The organism is Affinibrenneria salicis, assembly GCF_008710095.1.
In genome coordinates, this window is the sequence record NZ_VYKJ01000006.1 from 298,104 (window position 1) to 322,317 (window position 24,214).

Consider the following 24,214-nt stretch of genomic DNA (forward strand, 5'->3'; position numbering starts at 1 on the left):
GATGGCGCTATTGAACCTGATGGCGGCGCTGTGCGCGATAGCGGGAGCCGCGCTGTTTCTGTACGCGCGCACCAGCCGCCGCGCGCGGCTCAATGAGCGTCTGCGCGCCGAGGTGCTGCGTCGGGGCAGCCAGCAGTCACTACAGCGGCCATCCTGGCGCCGCCATCCGTTTATCCGCCGTCTGATCGGGCTGCTGCAGCCCGTTGGCCAGCTGGCGCCGCTGTTCAGCGCCGCTCAGCGTACGGAAATCGCCGGCAAACTGGTGTCCGCCGGGTTTCGCGGCTCACAGGCGCTGATGATCGTCGCCGCGCTGGCCCTGCTGTCGGTGCTGGTTTTGCTGGCGCTGGTGGCGGCGTTTATCTGGCCGCTGCTGGGCGGCAATCAGCTCTGGGGCATTTTGCTGTGTCTGCTGGCGGTCTATCTGGGCACGCTGTTGCCGCGTATTGTCCTCGACCGTTTAGTGGTGCGGCGTCAGCACCTGATCCAGCAGGGGCTGCCGGATGCTCTCGACCTGCTGGTGATCTGTACCAACGCCGGTCTGGGGCTGAACAGCGCCATTCAGCGGGTGGCGGAGGAGATGGACATCGTCTGCCCGGCGCTGGCGGATGAGCTGCGCCTGACCTCGGGCGAGCTACAGATCAGCAACGATACGGACGTTGTGCTGAAGCGACTGGCGCAGCGTACCGGGCTGGAGTCGGTCAATACGCTGGTCAATACCTTACTGCAGTCCCGCCAGTACGGCACCGCCATTACTCAGGCGCTGCGTATTCTGGCGCGCTCGGAGCGCACCGCCCGCATGATGCGGCTGGAAGAAGCGGCCGCAAAGCTGGCGGTCAAAATCACCCTGCCGATGATGCTGTTTATTCTGCCCACGGTATTGATTGTGGCGGCCGGACCGGCGGTGCTGGGATTAATCGCTTTTTTCGCCTCACAGCAACAATGACGACACAACGGAAAGGTAACGATGATGAACGGTAATTTCCGCGCGCTCATGGCGCTGGTTGCAGCGCTGTCGCTCACGGCATGTTCGGCGCTGCATACCCCGGCGCCGTCGACGGGCAGGTCGGCGCCGGGTTTGTCGGCGACGGAGTCCGGCGATGTGCGCATCGCCGCCAGCGCGCTGCAGAGCGGCGATGTGAACGCCGCTCTTTCGATATACAGCCGCCTGGCGCAGACCCATCCCGACATGGCGGATGCCTGGCTGGGTCTGGCCGATAGCCATTTTCTGCAGGCGGAGTTTGATGCCGCGAACAAGGCTTATGTCAGCGCGCAGCGACTGGCGCCGGACAATATCAACGCCTGGCTGGGTCCGGCGCGCATTTTGGTGCGCCAGCGCAATCTGCCGGCGGCGATTGAGCGCTTCCGTTCGATCCTGACGCGCTTCCCGGACAATCCGCAGGCCTTGTCCGGACTGGGCGTCAGTTACGATCTGTCCGGCGACTATCGCCAGGCGCAGAGCACCTACCGGCGCGGGTTACAGCTGTATCCGGATGATACGGCGCTGCGCAACAATCTGGGGCTATCGCTGGCGCTGAATGGTCAGCCGCGCGAAGCGGTCAATGTGCTGCTCGGCACCAGCGGCGTGTCCGGCCGCCTGCCGCAGGAGCGGGATAATCTGGCGCTGGCCTACGGCATGCTGGGCCGCGACGATGCGGCGGAAGATATCCTGATGATCTCGCAGTCCCAGGACATGGTGCAGGATAACCTGGCGTTTTACCGCTACCTGCGTCAGAGCGCGGGGGCGGATACGCATGAATAGCCTGCGGCGGCGCGCGATCAGGCTGCGCCGCAATCAGCGGGGGGTAACGGCGCTGGAATATGCGCTGGTGGCGCCGCTGCTGTTCGCGGTGCTGTTTATCGCCATCGAAATGGCCTTCATCATGCTGGCGGACGCCCATCTGGATGTGGCGGCCAACCGGGTGGCGCGCATGGGGCGCATCGGTATTACCGGCGACTGCCGACAGGCGGTGAGCAAGGTGATGAACAAGACGCTAGCGGCCTGGATTAGCGCGGACAGCGTGGTGTACGCCGAAGCGAAGGTGTATGCCCCGGGCGGCGACAACGCGTTCGGCGATCTTAACGATCCGAACTATCAGCCGGCGTGCGACGTTGGGGATGTGGGAAATATGGTGATTTACCGGCTGGGCTTCGACCGTCCCGGGCTGACCGGCTTCATCTCCTGGCTGGGGCTGAGTCGGGTTCGCTTCGAGCGAGTGATCCTGATCCAGAATGAGCCATGAGAATAACGCCGATGACGATTTTTTTCCGCTACTGGTCGCATTTAACGCGGCGTATGGGGCGCGACAGCCGGGGAATGGTGGCGATTGAAGCCGCGCTGGTTATTCCGCTCGCGGTGTTTTTTATCATCGCTTCGTGGGAACTGTACCAGTATTTCAGAACGGCCTCGGTGGTGGATCGCACGGCGTTTATGGTAGCCAACAGCCTGGCTATGCAGCGCGACCTAAAGGATGGCGATAGCCAATGCACGCTGGCGAACGCGGTCTGCACCTATAACGCCATCGCCGCCGATCTGATGACGCCGCTCGATTATAAAAGCCGGGGCGGGATGGTGATCAGCCTGTATGAGGTTGAAACCGATGAGGATGGCAACAACCCGGTCTGGAAAAGCAGCCCGCAGTGGCAAAAGATTTATCGGGGCGGCGACAACTCGCGCGACCTGTCGTCGCGCCTGACGCCGCCGGAGGGGTTCCCGGATCCGGCCACTAACGATACCGTGATCGCGGTGGAAGTCGTTTATCACTATAGCCCGTTTGTGATGGGCGCGGCCTTCTGGCAGGCGCTGGGCGGCGAGAAGCAAGTGAGCAGCCGGGTGTTTTACCGTCCGCGTTTCAGCGCGCTGAGGACGCTGAGCGAATGACGCCGCAGGGGGGATGGGCATGTCCGCGCTAACGCTATTGTTGTTTAACCTGCGGCGCGAGCAGCGCGGCGCGGTCACGCTGACCTGGCTGCTCTGCTTCCCGCTGTTATTAGTGGCTCTGCTGGGATCGATCGATTTTATCCGCTACAGCGTGGTGCAGAGTAAGCTGCAAAACGCGCTGGATACCGCAGTGATTTCGGCCGGCCGCAATCTGGAAAAATTTACGCCTTCCGACGGCGCTCGCGAGGAGGCGCTGTGGCGCGCCGATGCCATCAGCTATTTCTTCAGCAATATGCCGCCGGGGTTTCTGGGCAGCAGCGTTTCGCGCGATAATTTGACCATTACCTATAGCGAAGAAACCGATGGGCAGGGCGCCACCAGCGGGCAACTGGTGCATATGCGGGCCACCGGCACGCTGCCGCTGCTGATTGCCGGGATGACCAACCGAACCGGCTTCACGCTGGCGGCGGAAAATGAGGCGGTGCGCCGCACGCGCAGCGATCTGGAAATGGTGCTGGCGTTGGACAATACCGGGTCGATGGAGAACGAAAATCGGATCGGCGCGTTGAAGGCCGCCTCGCGGGAGTTGGTATCGACCGTGCTGGGAGCCTCGCACAGCGGCGGCAACAGCAAATCCTATATTGGCATTGTCCCCTTCGCCGATACCGTTTACATCGGCGCGGACAGAGCGCGCTGGCTGTCGCCCGCCGCCCGCGCGTTGCCCTATATCGAGGCCGGCAAGTATTGGGGCGGCTGCGTGGTGGAGCCTTACGACGGCCGGTTTAACGCCAGACCGGGACTCCCGGGCAGTTTTGAGCCGTTGATGACGGTCGGGACGCTGAGTTCCGCCAATGGGTTGCAGACCGCCGCCGCGCTGAAAACTCGGGATGCGCCTGACGCCGTGGATTATCGCATTGTGCCGGGATCAACGCCTGAGATTAGCGGCGATCGCAGTATCAGCGCCGGGCTGGATGCGCACAGCGGCAATATCATCCCTAAGTTCGCCTTCAATGCGAATTACCGGCAGTGGCAGTATGGCGATACCGGCGATGTGAACAACTGCCCGAAAAGCCGGCAGATGTTGTTTTTAACCAGTAACGAAAACGCGCTTAACGACAGGATCGACACTATGGCGGTGGATGGCCGCACCATCATCCCGCTCGGGCTATTGTGGTCGTGGCGCATGCTGGACGCCGGCTGGCGGGGCGAACGGGGCTGGGGCGACAGCGAGAAACCGCGCAATGCCGCCATCGGCCTGAACAAAGCCATCGTACTGCTGACCGACGGCAATAACGGCCTCGATCCTATTGTGGATAAAACCAGTACGAAGAGAGGGGTGGCGATTGATGGTGAACGCGATATCTCGCTGGATTACCACATTAGCTATCAATATCAGGTCAGACAATCGAAGAACGGCGACTGGTCGGCGGCGCACTCCGCCAGCCACGGCTTTCATCTCGATAAACTGAATGACGATAACCACTATCTCTCTTTTTATAAATACGCCAACAGCGCCGACTTTCATTCTCTGCGGATCGGCAGCGACGAAGAGTTAGACAGCAGCAGCACGGAGATCGCTCCTTATGGCCGTTTGTATCAGGGGTTGCGCAACGGCAACGCCGACTGGCAGGTCGGCAACGACACGTTGAATACGCTGACCGCCGAACTCTGCAGCAATATTAAAGACAGCGGGATTAAACTCTACACGGTGGTGTTGGGCAACGGCACCAACAGCAGTACGAAGGCGATGATGCAGAGCTGCTCCAGCGGCACAGCCAGCTATTATTTCGACGCCACCAACGTGGACGATCTGTCGGCGGCGTTCGCTTCGATAGCCGCTTCGCTCACCGAACTGCGGCTCAATAAGTAAGGGGGGAGGTTATGAATCAAACCGAATTAAGCGCGTTGCTGCAGCAGTCCGGCTTTCCGCATGATAGCTATTCGATAGGTAAAGATAAGGATGAATCGCTTTGCCTGATCAACGACGGCCTCGGCTGGGTGATGTTTTATAGTGAAAGAGGAAGGCGCAGCCATCCCGAGTATTTTCAAACGGAAGAGGCCGCCTGCGCGGCGTTTCTGGCCAGCCTGAAGCATATGCTGGGCTACTGAGCATCGCGGCGTCTCCGCCCGCGGCAAGTCGCGTCTCCCCTTCAGGCAGCGGTGCGCCGCATCCGGTTCAGGCGGGTATTTATACCGACGTTCTGTTTTCCTGCAGCCAGTGTGTAACCCGCGCAATGGACTGGCCTACAAGTACGGCAAAGCGTCTGTCGCCGGCCAGACTGGCGAATAGTCTTTCGTCGGCCGTGAAAAGCGAACAGGGATCGGCCGCGTTAAACATCCGGCGCACCGTTTCGGCATTGAGCTCGCGGTCCTGACAGGCGTAAGGAATCTCCCTCTGATGCCAGCGTTAAAAACGCCGGCAGCAGATCGGGCGCCTGCGAGTCAGTGGTTTTATTTCTAAGGGCGGCAGGTCGGCAGAAAGAATAAGAAATCGCCTTACCCGGCGGCAGTAAAAAGCGCAAGGGTTTGTGAGTGCGTTCACTGTTTAATTGCGGGCAATGTTGTCTCATTTTTAGTTGAAAGCTAGACAATGGCTTGTCTTCTTTGATTCCAATGAATCAGGCCATGTATCCAATTGTTTAAATTGTTTTTTATTTCCGGATCAGTCGTTGGTTAATCTGTTTTTCGCCGAAAAGGGGTATACAGATGGTCTATAAATCCATCGCGGATAAATTATGCATTCGCCTCAATTCATCAGCTTATAATATTGGCGCGCCTTTACCGGCGGAGATGAAACTTGCAGAAGAATTCGGCGTTTCACGCATGACGATTCGCCGCGCCATTAATCTGCTGGTGGCGTCGGGAATGGTGGTTCGGCGGCACGGCAGCGGCACTTATGTCGCGCGAAAAGATGTATACCATGAAACGTCAAGCCTTACCGGCATGGTTGAGGGGGTGCAGCGGCAGGGCAAAAACGTGGTCAGTAAGGTGCTGGATTTTGAAGTTATTCCCGCCCCTCCGTCGATTGCCTGTCAGTTAAGACTCCGGGCTGACGAACGTCTCTATTTTTCGCGCCGCGTGAGATATGTCGATGGCAAGCCGCTGCTGGTTGAAGACAGTTACATGCCCGTTAAGCTGTTCCGTAATCTGTCGATTGCGCATCTGGAAGGCTCGAAACTAAATTACATTGAGAAAGAGTGCAATATTATTATCGGCGGCAATAACGAAGGCCTGATACCTGTTTTGGCGGATAAACAGATAGCCGCGTTAATGGAGGTGCCTGAAAAAACGCCGCTGTTACGTATCACGTCGCTTTTCTATAGCGTTGACGGGGAATACCTGAACTATTCGGTTATGTATCGTAATGCCAACGTATACCAGGTTGAATATTGTCTAAAACGTATTTACGCCTGAATACGGCCGAAAACATGAGAACGGGGCACGATAGCCCTGCACTGCTAAATAGCTTCGCGCATTGATGCTTCACTTTTGACCATGCCACAGCGCGTAACTGATGATAAACGTATTAAAATAATTATTAAAAACAGTCTATTATGGTTTTATCATAATATCGTTGTCACTTAACCTGCAGGGCAAGTGTAGCGCTATTATGCGAAACTATTTAGTCATCGAAAAAACGTATCGGGCCAGATTCTGTCGCGGAGATGCTTAGCGCGGGGCCGTCTGAATCAGGCTGTGTCCCGCAATTCATTTTCGCTGACTGACGGTGAGAAAAACACATTATTTGGGGCATTTTGAACTGATTTCGTGAGTTTTACGGCTGCCTGCCGTCAGGGGGCGGTTTTTCATCGGCACGACAATTGCGGAACACCGCCTGGTTTATCTGCCGTTTTGAACCCGGGCCGGATTCGGCATTCTCACGAATTGCGCGCGCGGGCTACTCGCTGCGCTTGTCTTGCGGGGCAGCCTGACGTCCGTTAAATATGCGCGGCATTTTGTCTGCGTGCCGCCGTGTTCAAACCGGCGGCGCCTCGCCAGTTACGCCTGCCGGGCGTGACTACGAATCGTCACGCTCAGGCAGGCCGAAAAGCGGCGCGGCTTTTGCGCGCCGGGGTTAAAAGGTTTCCCAGTTATCCCCTTTGTTCTTTCCCTGTTGCGGTCTGGCCGGCGCCATGGTCAGCGCCGGCGCGTCCGCCGGTTTTGCCGGCAGGGTCGGCCGCAGGAGCGGCTGCGTTTTGCTGTCCGGCAGTTTGAACGCGGCCACGGCATTGGTCAGATGATGGACCTGTTCCTCCAGCGACGCGGCGGCGGCGGCGGATTCCTGAACCAGCGCCGCATTCTGTTGCGTAACCCCGTCCATTTCGGTGACCGCCTGCTCAACCTGACTGATGCCGCGGCTTTGCTCGTCGGACGCGGTGGCAATTTCCCCCATCAGATCGTTGATGCGGGTAATGGAAGTGATGATGGCCGACATCGCCTCGCCCGTCTGGGTGACCTGCTTCGAGCCGGTGTTGACGCCCGCGACCGACTCGCTGATGAGTCCTTCAATCTCTTTGGCCGCCTGAGCGCTGCGCTGCGCCAGATTGCGCACCTCGCCGGCTACCACCGCGAACCCGCGCCCCTGCTCGCCGGCTCTGGCGGCCTCAACGGCGGCATTGAGCGCCAGAATATTGGTCTGAAACGCAATGCTGTTGATTACGCTGGTTATATCCTCGATCTTCTTCGAACTGGCGGTAATACCGTGCATCGTCGTCACCACTTCCTGCGCGACTTTTTCGCCGGCCTGCGCCGCGCTCACCGCCTGCTGAGTCAGGCTGCTGGCCTGATAAACATTTTCCGTATTCTGTTTTACCGTCGCGCCCAGTTGTTCCATGCTGGCCGCGGTTTGCGCCAGCGCGGAGGCCTGCTGTTCCGTTCGGGAGGACAAATCGATATTGCCGGCGGCGATCTCCTGTGATGCGTGGGATACGGTATAGCCGGAATCGCGCACCTGACCGATAATCTCGACCAGCGACAGGCGCATCCGCTCCATTGAACGCATTACATCGCCGATTTCACCTTTTACCGAGGCGTCCACCGGCGTATTCAGCAGACCGCTGGCGATCTGGCTGCAGTGATCTTTGGCGATATCGAGCTGGTTCAGCACGTAGCGTTTCATCAAGACCATCATCACGACGATAACCGCAATAAACAGCGCGGCAAAAACGCCCACCAGCGCCAGCGCAGAATTAAAGCTCGCCTGCGCGTCCTGGTTTAAATCTCTGGCGTACTGTTCACGGAACGCCAGCAGCTTATCCAGCGCTATTTCATACTGGTGATCCAGCTGCGATACGGTGGCAATCTGTTGACTGAAACGTAACCGATCGTTATTGCGGGCGGCGTCCAGCAGCGGCTGCACCCCTTGTTGACGATAGGCAAGATAGCTGGCGCGATAGGCCTCGGCCAGCGCCGCTTCCCCTGGCTGTTTAGGCGAATCAAGGTACGCCTGGAAGGCTGTATCCGCTTTGCCGGATATCGCCTCCATCTCATCGAAAATCTGTTTCGCGCGCGGCGCATTATTGCCATCCATCTCCTGCATGTATTCCATCAGGCGAACGCGCAGAGTACGACTGTGGTTAATCGGGTCGATAACCGATAACACGACGCGAATTTCTTTGTTCACGCTGTCGAGAGAATTATTGCTGCGGATTAATAGCCAGACGTTGGATATTGTGCTGGCGATAAAAATAAAGAGTAATGTACTGAGAACCAGAATAGAAAATCGTTTAATTGACATGGCCATTCCTGTGCAGATGGTAATCCTGAAATTAATTATCCCCGCGGTGTTTCGATATGCAGAAAACGAACGCGCCTGCATGTGCAAGATGAAGGGAAGCGCACTTACTATCGGCAGGGGGGGGCATAAGCTATAGCTTTACTTTTGTAACATAGTGTTTGTAATTATTTTTATCGTGCGGCGGGATCATTTGCGGGCGGGAGAAGAATCGCTGCCGAATGTATTCGATTGTCGGGGCGACTTTCCCCGGCATAACTAAAATAATTTGAGTTGCAGCAAGGCGGCGACACAACGGCAAATTCGTCGGCAACCAATTTGTCCAGCCAACGGGCCGACCTGCGGTGAGAGGCAGGCCGGCGCGCATTAATCCCCGGCAGATTACATCAGTAAGTGGCCGGGGGAAGCGATAAATCTGCCGGCAGCAGAGTTGAACGCCGATGGCGGCGGTCCGGCAAGGGCGAGCCCATGGATGGGGCGAGTAACCAGGCCAACGTATCTGCAACTTGCAGTATGCAGTGGTATACAACCGACGGGCTCCCACAGCGTTCCCCCCGGAGCCCGTTGGCGCGAACAGGATTATGACTCAGGCAGGTAAATTTCCGCCTTCATAAAAATAACCGCCTCCCCGATGATCCGCACGCGATCGCCGGCCAGTTCGCATCGCAAATAACCGCCGCGGGCCGAGGCCTGAAAGGCGGATAATGTCTTTTTGCCGAGCTTTTCGGCCCACCAGGGAACCAGCGTCGCGTGGGTGGAGCCGGTTACCGGATCTTCCGGTATACCCACGCCCGGTGCGAAACTGCGCGAAACGAAATCGTGAGCTTCCCCGCGAGCGGTAATAACCAGCCCGGTGGCGCCGAGTCGAGCTATCTGCTGCATATCCGGAATAAACGCGCGCACCGCCGCCTCATTCGCCAGTTCGACAAAGATGTTGGCGTCGTGGCGGAAGATATTTTGCGACCGGTGTTGGAAAATGTCGGCAATGGGCGGCGGCAGTTCCTTCAGCGGTTGAGCGGGCATTGCAGGAATATCAAGGCAATAGCCCGCGTCTTCGGCTGAAACGCGCAGCGCGCCGATGCGGGTAAAAAACGTGATATCGCCCTGCACCTTATAGCAGGAGATCAGAATGTGCGCCGTAGCGAGGGTGGCATGGCCGCAAAAATCGACTTCGGTGGTTGGCGTAAACCAGCGCAACTGCCAGCCGTTATCTCTGGCGCAGGCGAATGCGGTTTCGGCAAGGTTATTTTCCGCCGCAATCGCCTGCATAACCTCATCATCTAACCATTGCTGCAGGACGATGACCGCGGCCGGATTACCGGCAAAGACGCGCGTGGAAAAAGCATCGACCTGATACATTGTCATTGTTTTTGGCATGTGGTGTCCCATCAAAGATTTATTCATGTCGTATCTGAGTCGCCTGCGTTGACAATGGTGTAAAGCTATTTCCGTTTCACCGGCGCCTGATAATCATAACGGGATAATGATATGGCGTTATACCTAAAATAATTCGAGTTGCAGCAAGGCGGCGACACAGCGACAAATTCGTCGGCAACCAATTTGTCCAGCCAACGGGCCGACCTGCGGTGAGAGGCAGGATGGCGCTCATTAATCCCCGGCAGATTACATCAGTAAGTGGCCGGGGGAAGCGATAAATCTGCCGGCAGCAGAGCTGAACGCCGATGGCGGCGGCCCGGCAAGGGCGAGCCCATGGATGGATCGAGTAACCAGACCAACGTATCTGCAACGTGAATTATGAAGGGTATATACTTGTCATAATTCAGGCCGCAGACGTGTCGCTTCCGTTATTCGCGGCCCGGGGACTCGCTCTTGCGCGATGGCGGAAAGCCTCGTTATTGACAAAATATCATTACCCTCAAAGGAAGGAAAATTATGAAAACACCAATCGCAGCCGCTCTTCTGTTATTTGCGGCCGGCGCCGTACAGGCCGGCGACGCTCATGTATGTCGTTCCGACGCTCAGTCTATCGATAAGGTAAAAAGTCTTACCGACAACACGGTATTTACCTGTGGCGAGCAGCTAAAAGGCACGCTGCCTCAACTGGCGAAACTGGGATGGCAGATTGTACAAATCGTACAACAAACGGAAGATCCGGCCGTATAGGCTAAAATTTATCACGAATTAATTATTCAGAAACCCTGACGCCGGACGCGCCTGAAAAATAGCGCCGCTTCGGCCATGCTGATTATCGCGTCGCGTTAACAATGCAGGACGCAAATGTCCGGGGGGGCTGCTTGCCGCGCGGCCGGTATGTATTACGCCGACGGTTTCACCGTATGTGCGCAGGGGGATATTGGTTTACCACACAGCATCGGCAATGCGTGAATACGTCTGACGGCGCCGGGATGGCCGGCTCCGGCGAAGAGGCGCCGACGGCGATTATAGTTATCCTGTTTCGGCTCCGTCCGCGCTTCATCGCTAAAGCCTGCTTGCCGCGCGGCTTCTTCGGCGTCGTATTCGGCCATCAAACCTCATGGCGCAATAATTTTTCCACCGTGCGCTGCGCGATTAGCGCCTGTTCGCCCGATGTTTCCGGCGCGGTTTGATTTTGTACGCAGTCGATAAAGTGTTGAACACAGCCGACAAAGCCCCGCTGTTCCAGCGTGCTTTGCCAGTCTGGCGCATGGCGGAAAACGGTTCCTTTTCCGCTGTCCTCGCACCATTCCCGCATACCCGTTACGCGCAGTAAAGCGCCGCTGGACACGGCCTGGACATACTCCTGCTGACCGCCGGCATGGCGATGCATACTGGTGGTAATCTGCAGATCCTGACACGTGAAATGATGTTCCGCATAAATCATCTCGCCTTTTTCGTTCGCGGCAATATTACCGCTCTGCAGGTTGACCGGCCCTCCCGCCAGCCATAGCGCCGTATCGACAACGTGTAGATAGTCATCCAGCAGGGTAAAACGCACATCGTTCGGCCCGATACTATTGCCGCGATGCTTATCCATGCGCAGCGAGGACATGCTGGCCGAAAATGTTTTTAACTGACGATACATCGGGGCAAACCGGCGGTTGAAGCCGACCATCAGCGTCAGCTTTTTGTCACTGGCCAGCTCCACCAGTCGTTCCGCTTCAGCCAGATTTTCCGCTAACGGTTTATCTACGCAGACATGGACGCCCAGACGCAACAATTCGCTGACCACGGCATAATGACTGCCGGTGGCGCTGTGGACGAACACGGCGTCGCACCGTTGCGCCAGTTCGCCAAGAGAGCTAATGTACGGCAGGCGATACGCATTACAAATGGGCAGCGCCTTCTCCCGCGTCGGTGAAAACGCGCCTTCCAGTACCCAGTCGTTTGCGGCGGACAGTACCGGCAGCCAGGCCTTTTGTGCAATGCCCCCCAAACCCACCACGCCAATGCGTAATTTAGTCATATTTAAGCTCCAGCTATCCCGTGATTTAGCATCATCGGCCATTTTCTGCAGGTTCGCTACACCATGGCATCACCAATGCGTTTATCTGACGGTTGGTCATAACTCCGGCCCGTGGTAATGGTGTTTCCAATCAGCCATCGATCGCTTTTTCATGGCGCTCCGCCGGGCGGGAGAAGCAAATCGTGATCTTGCCCGGCCGCGGTGGATACCGCTTTACGCGAGATTGCTTTCCTCAAACTGTAGCGGTCTTAGACCGCCGTTGTCGCGGGAGGCGACGATGCCGGTGTAATCGACGTCCATACATATATTCAAATATTGCCGGTTTAATCACTTCCTGCGCGTTGAATCTTTTTCCATGAACGCGCTTTACGTTACGGACTGTAAAAAATGCTCCGCACAGGCATTGTTGTCGCAGCAGACCTTTGCTCTTATGCTACATACCCGTTCGTTATTATTTGTAATATCCCCTTCATGCAGCAAGCTGCAGTCGCGTTGGTTTCGTCACTTGCCCTGCCATGGGCTGGCTCGTCCTTGCAGGGCCAGCCGTCAGCGACGTTCAATTTTGCTGCCGGCAGATTTATCGCTCACCCCGGCCGCTTACTGCGCTACGCTGACGGGGATTAATGGGAGAGTCCGTCTCTCACCGAAGGTCAGACATTCGTTGCCGACCAATTTATCGCTGTAGCGCCGCCGTGCTGCAACTCGAATTATTTGGGAGATATATTAATAATAAATGGAAAAGCGATTTTTCTGTCGGCGTTCGCTATCGCGCCGCCCGCTCATTACACAGTTGACGGGACACCTGCTTTGCCGGCGTCGCGTTGAAATGCATAGCCGCCGGATTCACCGGCGGTTTTAACCACGCCGATACGCTCAGCCGGGGGCGGCGCCCGCTGACGAAACTTTGGCGTATATTGATGACGGAAACGGTCTCTTAAGGGCTTTCGCTGGCGCCATGGCGCATTTGTTAACGATTTCACTCAATTAACCGGCGGCCGCTATTCGCGGGGAGGGGGCATTATTATAAACAAGTCTGGCGCAGGCCAGTCTTGTTTATAATTGTATGCCGCGAACAATCTCAGCTAAAAAGGCGCTGGCGATTTTGGGTGAGCGCGTGCGCGACATCGGGCAACATTGGGAAAGAGCTTTGACCGCCATATTTCTGAATCGAGCATGAACTAATTTCCGCCGCGAAGGGGATCGCTTCCTGCAGTGAGATATCGTTCACCAGACAGTAGGCGATGCCGCCGATAAAAGAGTCTCCGGCTCCTGTGGTATCCACTACATCCGGGCAGAATACCGCCGGATAGTGTTGCGCGCCCTCATCACTGGACAGTACCGCGCCTTTCTCGCCCAAAGTAATAATCACCTGACCCCTGACCCGTTTGTGTAATTCAGCGGCACTGGTGAGCGCGTCATTAACGGATGCAACGGACATTTTGCTCATGAAGCTGGCTTCTGTCTCATTCACGACCAGAAAATCGACCAGGCTCAGCGACTGCCTGGAAACTTCTCTTGCTGGCGCGTTATTCAGCAAAATCTTACAGTGATGATGGCTGGCTAATTTGATCGCACGCTCAACCACATGGTCAGGAATTTCCGACTGCAGTATCACCAGTGGCTGTTCTTTAAATAAAGACTCACTGATATCAGATTCCTCGATCAGATAGTTCGCGCCTTTAATAATCGTGCTGCAGTAATCGCCGGATTCAAGAATCTGTACAATACCGATGCCGGAGGTTTTGCCTCGCTGGGTAATGTGCGCTACCGATACATTGCTCCCATCTAACGACTTGATCAGCGCGCTGCCGTAAATATCGTTTCCAACACAGCCGATCATATTCACATTCAGTCCAAGCTTTGCGCATTGAACGGCCTGATTAGCCCCTTTCCCGCCTGGCATCAGCAGTAATTCATTACCGGTAAATGTTTCGCCTATTTCCGGCAGCCGGTCTTGCTGGACAAGAATGTCGTAGTTAAGACTGCCAATAACAACAATATCATATTTCATTATTTTGGCCCTTAATTGGTGGTTCGCTTTGAAACAACCGCATTTCTGGTGTTGTGTAAACTTGTTTGACTCTTTTTACTGGTTTTACTGGCAATAATGGTAAATATGGCATCCAGGATATTGAGATGCACAATTCGAGTTGTCGCATTTTCTCCGGTAATCGGGTTGTTTTTTACCGATGAAATTACCGAATGCTTTGCTATCAAACTTAAGGGGCTGTTGGGGTAATTAGTCAGACAAATCGTTTCTGCGCCATTCTCATTTGCGGCCTTTACCATTTGAATAATGTCAGTGGTCTGGCCGGAGTGTGATATAGCAAGCAGTATATCTCCAGGCCGCATTAGAGATGCCGTCATCAGTTGTTTATGGCTGTCACTAAAAACCGATGAAAAAATTCCAATCTTGAGTAGCTTATGATTGAAATCATCGCAGATGGACCCTGAACCTCCGCAACCCGCAATGAATATTCGCGTGTTTTCCTGTTTATTAATAAACAGATAGGCAACAGCCTCGATTACCGCGCTATTCACCACGCTTAACGATTCCTGCAGAGCCAGCACTGAATTCAAAAATGTACTCTCGAGCACTTTTTCGACGTATTGCTCGGAATCTGGTATGACGGGAATATCTAATACATTTTCCTGACTGTTCACTTGTTTTGCGATGTTTATTTTCAGATCATGGAAACCAGTAAATCCTAATTTTTTTGAAACTTTGGTAATACTGGAAACACTGACATTCAGATAGTTAGCAATATCAGTGATACACATCTTTGCTAAGGATTGCGGGTTATCATCAATAAACCGGGCAATGGATCTTTCTTTCTTTCCAAGTTCGGGGGCCAGTGTGCGAGCCAGCAAAAATATTTCATTACCTTCAAGTCTGTTATGCATTTTAAGGACTCACTTGAAATTTTATCGGTAAGCTAGCATGATCAATATTCGAAAAGTGTTAACCCGATCACATGCTGTAAAATGTTTTACTTTCTAATTTTACTTAAAGTAAAATAAATAAAGGTTAATACCTGATTTTATTTTACTTTAGATAAAATTGAGGTGTAATATTTTGATTTTAATATATTTTACTAAGGGTAAAATCTTAACCTTTAAAATGCAGTATTGAATTTTATTTTTAGTAGTATTTTCTATTGACCATTTACCTATAAAAGAAATCTCATTATAAATGACAGGAAATTCAATTGAAGGTGATAAAAAATGAAATTCTCCTCTCGTATTAATTCATTTCGTTCACGCGCTGAACTGTTTGAAGCTAAGAATAAAATGGATACTTGTGATCTCATTACCCGAATGGGTAGTGTCGATGGTTTGACACATATTGAGCTTAATTATCCTGAGCACTTTATTGGGCAGAGCAAAGAGCTAATTAAACAGACTATTGCTGATAATAATCTGAAGGTCGGTGGTATCGCCCTGCGTTATAACAAGGATTTTATTGACGGTGAATTCACCAACCCAGATGCAACGCTTCGCAACAAAGCGATTGAAACCACGCTCGAAGCTGCTGAAGTGTGCAAATATCTTGGTGGAAACACCGTAACTTTGTGGTTTGGCTACGATGGCTATGATTACCCCTTCCAGCAGGACTACTTCCGTGCATATGAACTGCTGGTCAGTGCGTTGCGGACAGTGACTCAGGCACATCCGGACATGCAATTCAGTTTTGAATACAAGCCTTATGAGCCGCGTACCTTTTCCTATATCGGTGATGTCTCATCTACGCTTATGCTGATTGATGATGTCGGTTCGGATAACCTGGGCATTACCCTCGACTTCTGCCACATGATCATGAAGAAAGAGAATCCCGCATTCTCGCTATTCCAGTCTGCACGAAAAAATCGCCTGGTCGGTTTTCACCTGAATGATGGCTATGGCCACTTCGATGATGGTCTGATGCTGGGATCTGTACACCTGATGCAGACCCTGGAATACATCTATTACGCGAAGCGTGTTAATTTCAGCGGCCTGATTTATTTCGATACCTTCCCAAGTCGCGAAGATCCCGTAGCGGAATGCGCCCAGAATATTCGCATGTATAAAGCCCTCTCTGACTTTATCGATCGCCTTAGCATTACGGAAATCGATCAGATAATCAAAAGCCAGGATGCACTCAAAGTACAGGCCATGCTGATGAAAATGATCGTTGAATAAAAAAAACCATAATCTTGCCTCGTATTTACTACCAGTCAGTGTCTGACACTGGGGGAAACTATGTTTGATAAAATAGGTTTGCCTAAGAATTTGCTGTGGGGCTATATCGGCCTGACTATTTTCATGATCGGTGATGGGGTTGAACAAGCGTGGATTTCAATCTGGTTGGTTGAAAAGGGTTTATCCGTTGCCGAAGCCTCCTACCTGATTACCGCTTATGGCGTGACCGTTACGCTGGCGGCATGGGTTACCGGCGTGCTGGTGCAAACGCTGGGGCCGCGCAAAGTCATGGTTTATGGCCTGATTACCTTCGTCATTGGCAGCGTAGGTTTTATCGGTATTGGTCTGAAAAGCATGCATATGGCATGGATGCTGCCGTTCTATGCAATTCGAGGCATCGGCTACCCGCTATTTGCCTACTCATTCCTGATCTGGATTAACTACAGCACACCGGTAGCGCGTCGATCTACTGCCGTTGGCTGGTTTTGGTTTACTTTCTCTCTGGGTCTGAGCGTTATCGGTCCGTTCTTCTCATCAATGGCATTACCGATATTGGGTGAAATTCATGTGCTGTGGCTCGGCATGCTGTTTGTCGTCGTTGGGTCTGTTCTGGGTATCTGGGTGAATCGTGATGTGGTGCCGGCCTCAGAAATCCATCCATTCAGCGCCGGCGAGTTGATAAAGGGAATCACCATCCTGCAGAGACCGGTAATAGCCATGGGACTGGTTGTGAAATCGGTCAACGGGATTGCCCAGTATGGATTAGCAACCTTCCTGCCCCTGTATTTGATTAGTTATGGCTACAGTAAAACCGAATGGCTGCATATGTGGTCTGCCGTTTTCCTGGTGGCAATTTTCGCCAATCTTTTCTTTGGTTTCTTTGGCGATAAATTCGGCTGGCGCCCAACTATCATGTGGGTGGGTGGCTTTGGTTATGCCGCTGTGCTGATTCTGGTTTGGGCGGTGCCTCAGGTACTGGGCCACAACTTTTATGTTATGGCCTTCGTGCTTTGCCTGTGCGGGATTACCATGGCGGGCTATGTCCCCCTGTCAGCACTATTCCCGATGCTTGCGCCAGACAGTAAAGGGGCTGCAATGTCGGTTCTTAACCTTGGCGCTGGCCTGGGCGCATTTATCGCCCCCGCGATTACCGCGTTATTCTACTCATCGCTCGGCGCTGGGGGCGTATTGGGCATTTATGCCGGACTCTATGTCCTGAGTGGTGTACTCACACCTTTCCTTAAAACGCCAGAAGAACTCGATTCGCCTGTTGCAATGAAAGATAAGGCCGCGTGACAGGCTGAAAAATTCTGCATATTAAAACCCCTGTCTGAGGGCCGGGGTTTTACGCTGACCGACAGCATCTCTCAGAAAATTTGTTGCTGTAATACCATCGTGAATGGCGGGTAGATCTCTCCGGCCATTCACCAGATCAATTATCCATTGAGCGTTGAACAGTCAGACTGAGCGCAATAACATGAGCAGCGTAATAATCCAGACTACTGCGAAGTGATACGACGCGGTTATTCCGTTTCCTAAATAGCTTCGCGCATTGACGCTTCGCTTTTGACCATGCTACAGCGCGTAACTGATGATAAGAGTATAAAATAATAATTAAAAACAATTGATTATGATTTAATCATAATATCGTTGTCACTCAACCCGCAGGGAAAGTGTAGCGCGATTATGCGAAGCTATTTAGCGCACGGGCTTTATCGCCCTGATATCAGCGAACGGCCTTTACTGCCCTGTTATTGATACGGCTTCGCTATACCTTCATGGGGGGCATGAATTTCGGCGTGAGGCAATACATCTTCAGGTTGTTGGGATTCAGCTTCGGACAATTCAATTTCATCCGCGCCAGGGCTTTCGTTATAACGCTTTTCACTGCGTATGGACGAAATGATCATAATAAAATCGTTTTATACTGTATTCTCGCCAGTGATACCTGGGCCACAGGGGCTTAACCCAGCCAGGGAATAGTTGGATACGCGGCTAAGCGATGAAAACTATTTACAGATGAATCATAACGCCAGAAAACCCGTAAAGAAAACATCCCTTCTTCACCAATATAATCCAACGTTTCTTCAGCTGACGCCGGCGCTGGCCGTATCGAGTAAAAAAATGATGGATCGTTTGATAGAGTAGCGTAGAACGCCGTGTTTGACACGTTGTGACAGGTGACAGGTGACAGGTGACAGGTGACAGCGGACTGAAATATACCAGTGATGAAGCGATAAAATAGAATAAAACAACATTGAGCTAAATGGATATAAAGCCAGAAAAACACAGGGAAACACCTTTATTGCGCGTTACAACCGTACTGCGCGTTATGACTTACTGAGGTGGACTCTATTTATCACTGAATGAGTTACAATCCTTAGCAAAAAATGGCAGTGGTTTTATAGTGAGTAAGGGTCAAATATGGAATGGATACCACAAAAACGGTATGTGTTACATGCTGTATAACTCGACCTATATCCACCATTAAATAGGGTGGGGCGCGGGTTAACTAAAACTCAATAAGTTACAAAAAGTCATGGACTGACATATCCATGGAAAACTGCCGTCATTCAATTTATTCAACAAGATCCAGGTGATATAAACTATTTGACATGCAAAGAATAGGGATGTAATTTTAATTTTAATCGCTAAATGGAACGTAGCATTTTTTAAAAAAAGGGATGTTAAGAATTATGATTAATGAAGAAAATACCCTGACTGATGTCAGTTATGTTAACGATTTTATTTTACAATTTATACTACCTAATCGTTTTAATTCCTCAGAAAAAGCAATTGAAAGCGTTGAAATTCAAATAGATGAAAAGGTTAATAAAAAGTTATTAAAAATAACAAAAGATAACCCGGTTCTCATAAATGGACTGTTCTGCGCAATGTTCACTGCTTTAGCTCATCGGGTTGCTAATAGCAGAATGTTGAGTTTCATAACTATAATAAACGAAACATATAGCAAAAAAATTATAAGCGAAGTAAATGATTCTGATATAAAACTAAAAGAATACATAACGTATTTAACATCGCACATATATGATAATGATGTGAAATATGATTTAAAAGAAGAACCTGCCAACCTGATTATAAACTATCAAACACATACCAAAAGAAACATTGATGCTTCAAAAAATGTTGTAATAAATATTACTAAAAATAATGGTTTATTTAGTGCGAGTATAAATTTCAATACGGAAATATTTGATCCTTATTTAATTTTTGAATATGGGAAAAAATGTGAACAACTTCTGTCTGATTTTACTTGCGATACGAATATTTCTTTGCAGGATATACGACACTTAACTTTAAAAGAAAAAGATTTTCTTTTAAATGGTTTTAACGCAACAGATAAAGAAATAAAATTAAAAAGCATTGTTCAGCAATTTAAAAAACAAGTAAAAATAAATCGAACAAAAATAGCTTTGATCGATATTAACCATAATTTGTCATATGAGGAATTAGATCTGCAGTCAGACAAGATTTTTCACATGTTGCAAGATAAGGGATTGAAGAATGATATTGTTATAGTGATGATGCCGCATAGTATCGATTTAATCGTTACGATTTTGGGTATTATTAAAAGTGGAAATACTTATCTACCATTAGATCCTGAAACACCGGATGAAAGGCTAAGGTACATTATTGAAGATAGTAAAGCAAGTTGCCTTATCTCCAATAAAGGACTCCATGAAGTTAATTTATCTAATACGAACGATCCCCTTTCTGTGGTTAGTCATTCTGTTGAAAAAAATAAAAATATATACATAATCTACACATCAGGTTCTACCGGAAAACCTAAAGGCGTTGTTATCGCTGAAAATGAGCTGTTAAATTATACCGATTGGTGTATAGATAAATACATAAACTCAGATGACGATACTTTTGCTCTGTTTACTTCAATCGGTTTTGATTTGACAGTAACATCAATATTTCCTGCGTTATTATCCGGTTGCAAGATAAAAATATTCGATAGCGCAGAACCTGGAAGATCAATAGCAAATATACTTTTGGATAAAGATGTGACCATTTTAAAATTGACTCCAGCGCATCTGGAGTTGATTACTAAAATGGATATTTCTCAGTCTAAAATTCATACGTTTATTGTAGGGGGAGAGGCTCTTGTGAGTCGTTTAGCAAGAGATATAACCGATAAGTTTAATCATAAAGTAAATATTATAAATGAATATGGTCCTACCGAAACCACTGTCGGATGTATGAATTACAGTTATCGATACGATGAAAATAATTACAGCACGATTCCGATAGGAAAACCAATACAAAACTGCAAAATATATTTATTAGATGAACAGCTTGTGCCCGTCTCTATTGGCGCTCCTGGAGAAATCTATATCGGCGGTAAATGTTTGGGAAGAGGGTATTTATATAAAAAAGATTTAACCGATAAGAGTTATATTAAATCTCCTTTTGAAGATGATCAACTAATATATAAAACCGGAGATTTGGCCAGGTTCACAAACCGCCGGGAGTTAATATTCCTGGACAGAAAAGATGATCAAGTGATGATCAGGGGTTATCGTGTCGAGTTGGGAGAAATAAAGAATCAAATTCTAAAGATTAATGGCGTTAAGTCAGTTGCTGTAATAAAAGTGGAGAATAAACATAACGTATATATATATTCCTATATTGTAAAAGAAAACGATATTTCCATAGACACCATTTCTATAAAGAAAGCATTGGCATCTAACTTGCCCGGTTACATGATTCCAGAAGAAATTTTCTTTGTACAGGAAATACCGTTAACCATTAATGGTAAAATTGATAAACGTAAGCTTCCGATAAGTAAAGATAAAGAGATAATTACCCCTTCAGGAAAAAAAGTCAACTCAATAATAGAAAAAGAAATCATTCTTCTTTGGCAGAAAATTTTGAATATTTCGGAAAACATTGACGTTAATACCAGCTTTTTCGATGCCGGTGGTCATTCTTTAAAGGTTTATGAGCTTTTTTACAATCTGGATAAAAAGTATAAAATAAAAATTGAAGTTTCAGGCTTTTATCAAAACCCTACAATATCTTTCATTTGTAATCAGTTGGAAAAACGAGATGTTTATTCTAGGTTCTCTGATTTCGTGTATTTAAAACCAATACAGTTTAATAATAGTAATAAAAATGTATTCATTTTCCATGCTTCCGATGGGGATGTGGGGATTTATGCAAAACTGGCTGGTAAGTTATCAAAAGAATATAATTATATTGGCGTCAATTATAAATATGATGATAATGACAAATCTATAAATTATCTGGCCAGTAAATATGTTTCAGAAATAAACAAGTTTCAAAGAGAGGGCGAATATAATTTATTCGGCTGGAGTTTTGGTGGGCTTATTGCTTTAGAGGTGGCTAAAATTCTTGAAGAGGAAAATAAAAAAATAAATTCTCTGACATTAATTGACTCTTCATTTAGTCATAAAGAAGATAAATACCATGCATTAATATCATTGTATGAAAATCACAATTTCGATGAATGTATTAAGTTGTTACCACCTGATTATGTCAGGTTTATAGATGGTGACGATGACAATCATTATCTTGATAAAATAAAAGAACTTATATTTTTGTTAAAACTAAGGCAAAACTATAAGTTTAATCACACCTTGAAATGTGATCTAATGTACATTTATCAAGAAAGTAATTTTTTCATGGTTTCTGCATTAAGAAAAATAACAACTGGAACATGTTGTTGTTACGAGATTAAGGAATCACACTACCAACAATTAAAAAATGATTCATCCATACATTTCATATCGGATAAGTTCAATGTCAATAATGGTAAAAAGGGAGTTTAATATGTATTGTAAATCATGTGTAATTACGGAAAATTTTCCAGGTGCTGACTTTAACGATAATGGTGAATGTGCGATCTGTCGTAAATACAAAATTGATTTAAAAAATAAAATTGATACTGACGAAAGTAAGCTATTAGAAAACGAAAATGAACTTAGAGATAAATTAGAGTTATTTAAAAGAAATGGTTCACAATATGACGTTTTGGTTTGTTTAAGTGGTGGCGTAGATAGTAGCAATACTTTGATTGAAATTGTCAGGAAGTACAACCTGAAACCTCTCTGTTTCCATAATGATCATGGTTTTGAGGAAGAGGTCGCTACAGAAAACGTAAGAAAACTATGTGCCAGCCTGGGCGTGGATTTAATTATATGGCAAAATGACCATAATTTCATGAAAAAGTTATGGAAAACTTTTGCAGAATCCAGCTGTAATGATCTTAGCGGTTGCTATGTGTGTGGGAATATCATTTATTTAAATGCAATTCAGATAGCGGATAATTTCCATATTCCATTGGTTATCAATGGTTATTCAAAAGGGCAGGCGGAAATGATAAACAATAAAGAACGGGGCGCTTTATTGCTTTCAAAAATGGTTAATGTAATACACGAAAGTAAAGATGATGTTTTCATCGATCATTTCATGAAGAAATTTGATGTAATGAAAAAACATATGATAATAAAAAATAAGAAAGATTTTGATAATCTGGATTTGGCAAATAAAATATATTTATTGCCATTCTACTCTTTTAAATTCAATAAAACCGACAAAGAAATTCTTCGTAAAATTTGTATCAAACAATTTGACTGGAAGCCATTAAATACCAGTTTCCCAAATCGGACAACAAACTGTAAAATGGTATGGTTAAATACTTTTATAGATTTACAGAAAAATGGCTACACAATGTATAATGAGGAATATTCGACGTTAATTCGTAAAGGTGAAATAACGCGTAGTAAGGCAGTCTCAGATTTAGATTTCCAACCGCCAGCAGGAATTATTGAGAGTCTGGCCGGTGAAATCGGCCTTGATCTTGAAGGTAAACCCTGGGAAAAGGAAAAAACTACCAGTAAAACCCCAGTAAATAAACTTACTCAAAGTGATGAGAAGTTTGATTTTGATTTCTAATTAGGGAGGGGGTTATGAATATTCTTAACAATAAAAAATTATGCGCACATTTATCTTTGTATCTGGCGACGTCTATATGGGGTTCTTCATTCATTTTCACTAAGGTTATTTTACTGGCAGATGTTCCTCCCATCACTACTGCTGGATTAAGATTCTTTTTTTCGTTTATTTTATTGTATATTTATATTGCGATAACTAAAAAAACCTCTTTACGTGTGAGTTTTAGGGAGTTATTGAATTATGCCATTCTGGGGTTTCTGGGCGTAACGATCTTTTACTGGAGTGAAAATGTTTCTCTTTTATATATTTCTACGGCCAGTTCATCCCTAATTAGAGCATTAGTGCCCGCATTAACACTTATCATGTCATTCTTTGTCTTTGGTGAAAAAGTAACCTTTACTAAACTTGCTGGGCTCATTATTGCTTTTATTGGTTCAATGGTAATTATACTGGATAGTGCTAATTTTAACTCATTGATTAACATTAATGTTGGGTATTTATATTCATTTCTGGCTACGGTTACCTTTGCTTTGTATAGTATATTGACTAAGGTCTTAACTAATAATAAAAACCCACTTAAAGTTATTTTTTATGGTTTTGTCTTCGGAACATTATTCCTGATACCTCTGGGTATCAGTGAATATTCAAAGTTATATAGTATTACCATTACATTAAATCTTATCTTAGGGTTTTTATATTTAATTGTTTTTTGTTCTATCTTATCGTTTTTCTTTTGGTCATGGGGTTTGAAATTCATAGATGCAGGTATCGCCTCTACCTATATGAATAACGTTCCTCTTGTGACGATGGTGTTAGGGACGCTATTTTTAGGTGAATATCTCAGTGGCTATCTGATAATCGGAGGAATATTTATTTTGTCAGGTATTTATTTATCGTCTATAAAAAGCAAGGAATCAGAGCGCGCGCCTTGTTGAGAGCATCGCAGCCTGATCTGTCCTTGATTTAGCGCCCACCTTGTTTTCAAATCAGTCAACGAAAGCGAGGTCACTATGACGAGACAACAATATACCCCAGAGTTCAAGCGCAGGGCTGTAGCGTTACTGCTCGAAAGCGG

Annotated in this window: 19 protein-coding genes; 13 read left to right on the plus strand and 6 right to left on the minus strand. The window is 48.5% G+C overall.

The annotated features are described in order from the left end of the window. Window position 1: 1 nt before the first annotated feature. The 7 genes from FJU30_RS14080 to FJU30_RS14110 all read left to right on the plus strand — a co-directional run bounded on the left by FJU30_RS14080 (window position 2) and on the right by FJU30_RS14110 (window position 6,292). On the plus strand, window positions 2–943 hold the full coding sequence (locus FJU30_RS14080; protein ID WP_150435596.1) for a type II secretion system F family protein: 942 nt from the start codon (window positions 2–4) through the stop codon (window positions 941–943). A 21-nt stretch (window positions 944–964) separates the two neighbouring features. Next, on the plus strand, window positions 965–1,759 hold the full coding sequence (locus tag FJU30_RS14085) for a tetratricopeptide repeat protein (RefSeq protein WP_150435597.1): 795 nt from the start codon (window positions 965–967) through the stop codon (window positions 1,757–1,759). Next, entirely contained in the window at window positions 1,752–2,240 is a 489-nt protein-coding gene (locus tag FJU30_RS14090; protein WP_150435598.1) for a TadE/TadG family type IV pilus assembly protein, read from the plus strand. The genes FJU30_RS14085 and FJU30_RS14090 overlap by 8 nt, the downstream gene beginning before the upstream one ends. Before the next feature lie 11 nt (window positions 2,241–2,251). Further along, complete coding sequence (locus tag FJU30_RS14095; protein ID WP_150435599.1) at window positions 2,252–2,878, plus strand: TadE/TadG family type IV pilus assembly protein; 627 nt, start codon at window positions 2,252–2,254, stop codon at window positions 2,876–2,878. 19 nt (window positions 2,879–2,897) lie between these two features. Continuing rightward, complete coding sequence (locus FJU30_RS14100; RefSeq protein WP_191091601.1) at window positions 2,898–4,748, plus strand: TadE/TadG family type IV pilus assembly protein; 1,851 nt, start codon at window positions 2,898–2,900, stop codon at window positions 4,746–4,748. A gap of 11 nt (window positions 4,749–4,759) precedes the next feature. Further along, the gene (locus tag FJU30_RS14105; RefSeq protein ID WP_150435601.1) at window positions 4,760–4,987 is read left to right on the plus strand and encodes a hypothetical protein; all 228 of its coding nucleotides are present in this window, start codon (window positions 4,760–4,762) and stop codon (window positions 4,985–4,987) included. 597 nt (window positions 4,988–5,584) lie between these two features. Further along, window positions 5,585–6,292 (plus strand): GntR family transcriptional regulator, encoded by a 708-nt coding sequence (locus FJU30_RS14110; protein WP_150435602.1) that lies wholly within the window; start codon window positions 5,585–5,587, stop codon window positions 6,290–6,292. Between the two features lie 661 nt (window positions 6,293–6,953). Here the strand turns inward: FJU30_RS14110 and FJU30_RS14115 are convergent. Both FJU30_RS14115 and FJU30_RS14120 read right to left on the minus strand, forming a co-directional pair. Next, the gene (locus FJU30_RS14115; RefSeq protein WP_150435603.1) at window positions 6,954–8,615 is read right to left on the minus strand and encodes a methyl-accepting chemotaxis protein; all 1,662 of its coding nucleotides are present in this window, start codon (window positions 8,613–8,615) and stop codon (window positions 6,954–6,956) included. 576 nt (window positions 8,616–9,191) lie between these two features. After that, window positions 9,192–9,989: a PhzF family phenazine biosynthesis protein gene (locus FJU30_RS14120; protein WP_150435604.1), complete on the minus strand. Its 798-nt coding sequence runs from the start codon at window positions 9,987–9,989 to the stop codon at window positions 9,192–9,194. Window positions 9,990–10,505: 516 nt separating this feature from the next. On the opposite strand from FJU30_RS14120, the gene FJU30_RS14125 reads away from it, so the two are divergent. After that, a complete protein-coding gene (locus tag FJU30_RS14125; RefSeq protein WP_150435605.1) occupies window positions 10,506–10,736 on the plus strand; it encodes a hypothetical protein in 231 nt (76 codons plus the stop codon). Window positions 10,737–10,888: 152 nt separating this feature from the next. On the opposite strand, the gene FJU30_RS14130 is transcribed toward FJU30_RS14125, so the two are convergent. The 4 genes from FJU30_RS14130 to FJU30_RS14145 form a co-directional block, all read right to left on the minus strand. After that, window positions 10,889–11,098 (minus strand): hypothetical protein, encoded by a 210-nt coding sequence (locus FJU30_RS14130; RefSeq protein WP_150435606.1) that lies wholly within the window; start codon window positions 11,096–11,098, stop codon window positions 10,889–10,891. After that, entirely contained in the window at window positions 11,098–12,015 is a 918-nt protein-coding gene (locus tag FJU30_RS14135; RefSeq protein ID WP_150435607.1) for a Gfo/Idh/MocA family protein, read from the minus strand. The genes FJU30_RS14130 and FJU30_RS14135 overlap by 1 nt, the downstream gene beginning before the upstream one ends. Window positions 12,016–13,093: 1,078 nt before the next feature. After that, window positions 13,094–14,026, minus strand: a complete 933-nt coding sequence (locus FJU30_RS14140) for a ribokinase (protein ID WP_150435608.1) — start codon at window positions 14,024–14,026, stop codon at window positions 13,094–13,096. Between the two features lie 11 nt (window positions 14,027–14,037). Then, complete coding sequence (locus tag FJU30_RS14145; RefSeq protein ID WP_150435609.1) at window positions 14,038–14,919, minus strand: SIS domain-containing protein; 882 nt, start codon at window positions 14,917–14,919, stop codon at window positions 14,038–14,040. A 321-nt stretch (window positions 14,920–15,240) separates the two neighbouring features. Here FJU30_RS14145 and FJU30_RS14150 point away from each other — a divergent pair, with 321 nt between their 5' ends. From FJU30_RS14150 to FJU30_RS14170, 5 genes are all read left to right on the plus strand, one after another. Beyond that, on the plus strand, window positions 15,241–16,194 hold the full coding sequence (locus FJU30_RS14150) for a sugar phosphate isomerase/epimerase family protein (protein ID WP_150435610.1): 954 nt from the start codon (window positions 15,241–15,243) through the stop codon (window positions 16,192–16,194). 60 nt (window positions 16,195–16,254) lie between these two features. Further along, on the plus strand, window positions 16,255–17,490 hold the full coding sequence (locus FJU30_RS14155) for an MFS transporter (protein WP_150435611.1): 1,236 nt from the start codon (window positions 16,255–16,257) through the stop codon (window positions 17,488–17,490). A 1,400-nt stretch (window positions 17,491–18,890) separates the two neighbouring features. Then, window positions 18,891–22,013, plus strand: coding sequence for an amino acid adenylation domain-containing protein (locus FJU30_RS14160; protein ID WP_191091602.1), 3,123 nt, complete (start codon window positions 18,891–18,893; stop codon window positions 22,011–22,013). A 1-nt stretch (window position 22,014) separates the two neighbouring features. After that, window positions 22,015–23,139, plus strand: a complete 1,125-nt coding sequence (locus tag FJU30_RS14165; RefSeq protein WP_150435613.1) for an adenine nucleotide alpha hydrolase family protein — start codon at window positions 22,015–22,017, stop codon at window positions 23,137–23,139. Between the two features lie 14 nt (window positions 23,140–23,153). After that, window positions 23,154–24,074 (plus strand): DMT family transporter, encoded by a 921-nt coding sequence (locus FJU30_RS14170; protein WP_150435614.1) that lies wholly within the window; start codon window positions 23,154–23,156, stop codon window positions 24,072–24,074. The last annotated feature ends 140 nt before the right edge of the window (window positions 24,075–24,214 follow it).

Bases quoted from the DNA above. Each gene is read 5' to 3' on its own strand.
- FJU30_RS14145 (WP_150435609.1), bottom strand. From the start codon at position 14,919: ATGCATAACAGACTTGAAGGTAATGAAATATTTTTGCTGGCTCGCACA.
- FJU30_RS14150 (WP_150435610.1), top strand. From the start codon at position 15,241: ATGAAATTCTCCTCTCGTATTAATTCATTTCGTTCACGCGCTGAACTG.
- FJU30_RS14125 (WP_150435605.1), top strand. From the start codon at position 10,506: ATGAAAACACCAATCGCAGCCGCTCTTCTGTTATTTGCGGCCGGCGCC.
- FJU30_RS14105 (WP_150435601.1), top strand. From the start codon at position 4,760: ATGAATCAAACCGAATTAAGCGCGTTGCTGCAGCAGTCCGGCTTTCCG.
- FJU30_RS14130 (WP_150435606.1), bottom strand. From the start codon at position 11,098: ATGGCCGAATACGACGCCGAAGAAGCCGCGCGGCAAGCAGGCTTTAGC.
- FJU30_RS14155 (WP_150435611.1), top strand. From the start codon at position 16,255: ATGTTTGATAAAATAGGTTTGCCTAAGAATTTGCTGTGGGGCTATATC.
- FJU30_RS14120 (WP_150435604.1), bottom strand. From the start codon at position 9,989: ATGCCAAAAACAATGACAATGTATCAGGTCGATGCTTTTTCCACGCGC.
- FJU30_RS14080 (WP_150435596.1), top strand. From the start codon at position 2: ATGGCGCTATTGAACCTGATGGCGGCGCTGTGCGCGATAGCGGGAGCC.
- FJU30_RS14110 (WP_150435602.1), top strand. From the start codon at position 5,585: ATGGTCTATAAATCCATCGCGGATAAATTATGCATTCGCCTCAATTCA.
- FJU30_RS14090 (WP_150435598.1), top strand. From the start codon at position 1,752: ATGAATAGCCTGCGGCGGCGCGCGATCAGGCTGCGCCGCAATCAGCGG.
- FJU30_RS14170 (WP_150435614.1), top strand. From the start codon at position 23,154: ATGAATATTCTTAACAATAAAAAATTATGCGCACATTTATCTTTGTAT.
- FJU30_RS14165 (WP_150435613.1), top strand. From the start codon at position 22,015: ATGTATTGTAAATCATGTGTAATTACGGAAAATTTTCCAGGTGCTGAC.
- FJU30_RS14160 (WP_191091602.1), top strand. From the start codon at position 18,891: ATGATTAATGAAGAAAATACCCTGACTGATGTCAGTTATGTTAACGAT.
- FJU30_RS14100 (WP_191091601.1), top strand. From the start codon at position 2,898: ATGTCCGCGCTAACGCTATTGTTGTTTAACCTGCGGCGCGAGCAGCGC.
- FJU30_RS14115 (WP_150435603.1), bottom strand. From the start codon at position 8,615: ATGTCAATTAAACGATTTTCTATTCTGGTTCTCAGTACATTACTCTTT.
- FJU30_RS14095 (WP_150435599.1), top strand. From the start codon at position 2,252: ATGACGATTTTTTTCCGCTACTGGTCGCATTTAACGCGGCGTATGGGG.
- FJU30_RS14140 (WP_150435608.1), bottom strand. From the start codon at position 14,026: ATGAAATATGATATTGTTGTTATTGGCAGTCTTAACTACGACATTCTT.
- FJU30_RS14135 (WP_150435607.1), bottom strand. From the start codon at position 12,015: ATGACTAAATTACGCATTGGCGTGGTGGGTTTGGGGGGCATTGCACAA.
- FJU30_RS14085 (WP_150435597.1), top strand. From the start codon at position 965: ATGATGAACGGTAATTTCCGCGCGCTCATGGCGCTGGTTGCAGCGCTG.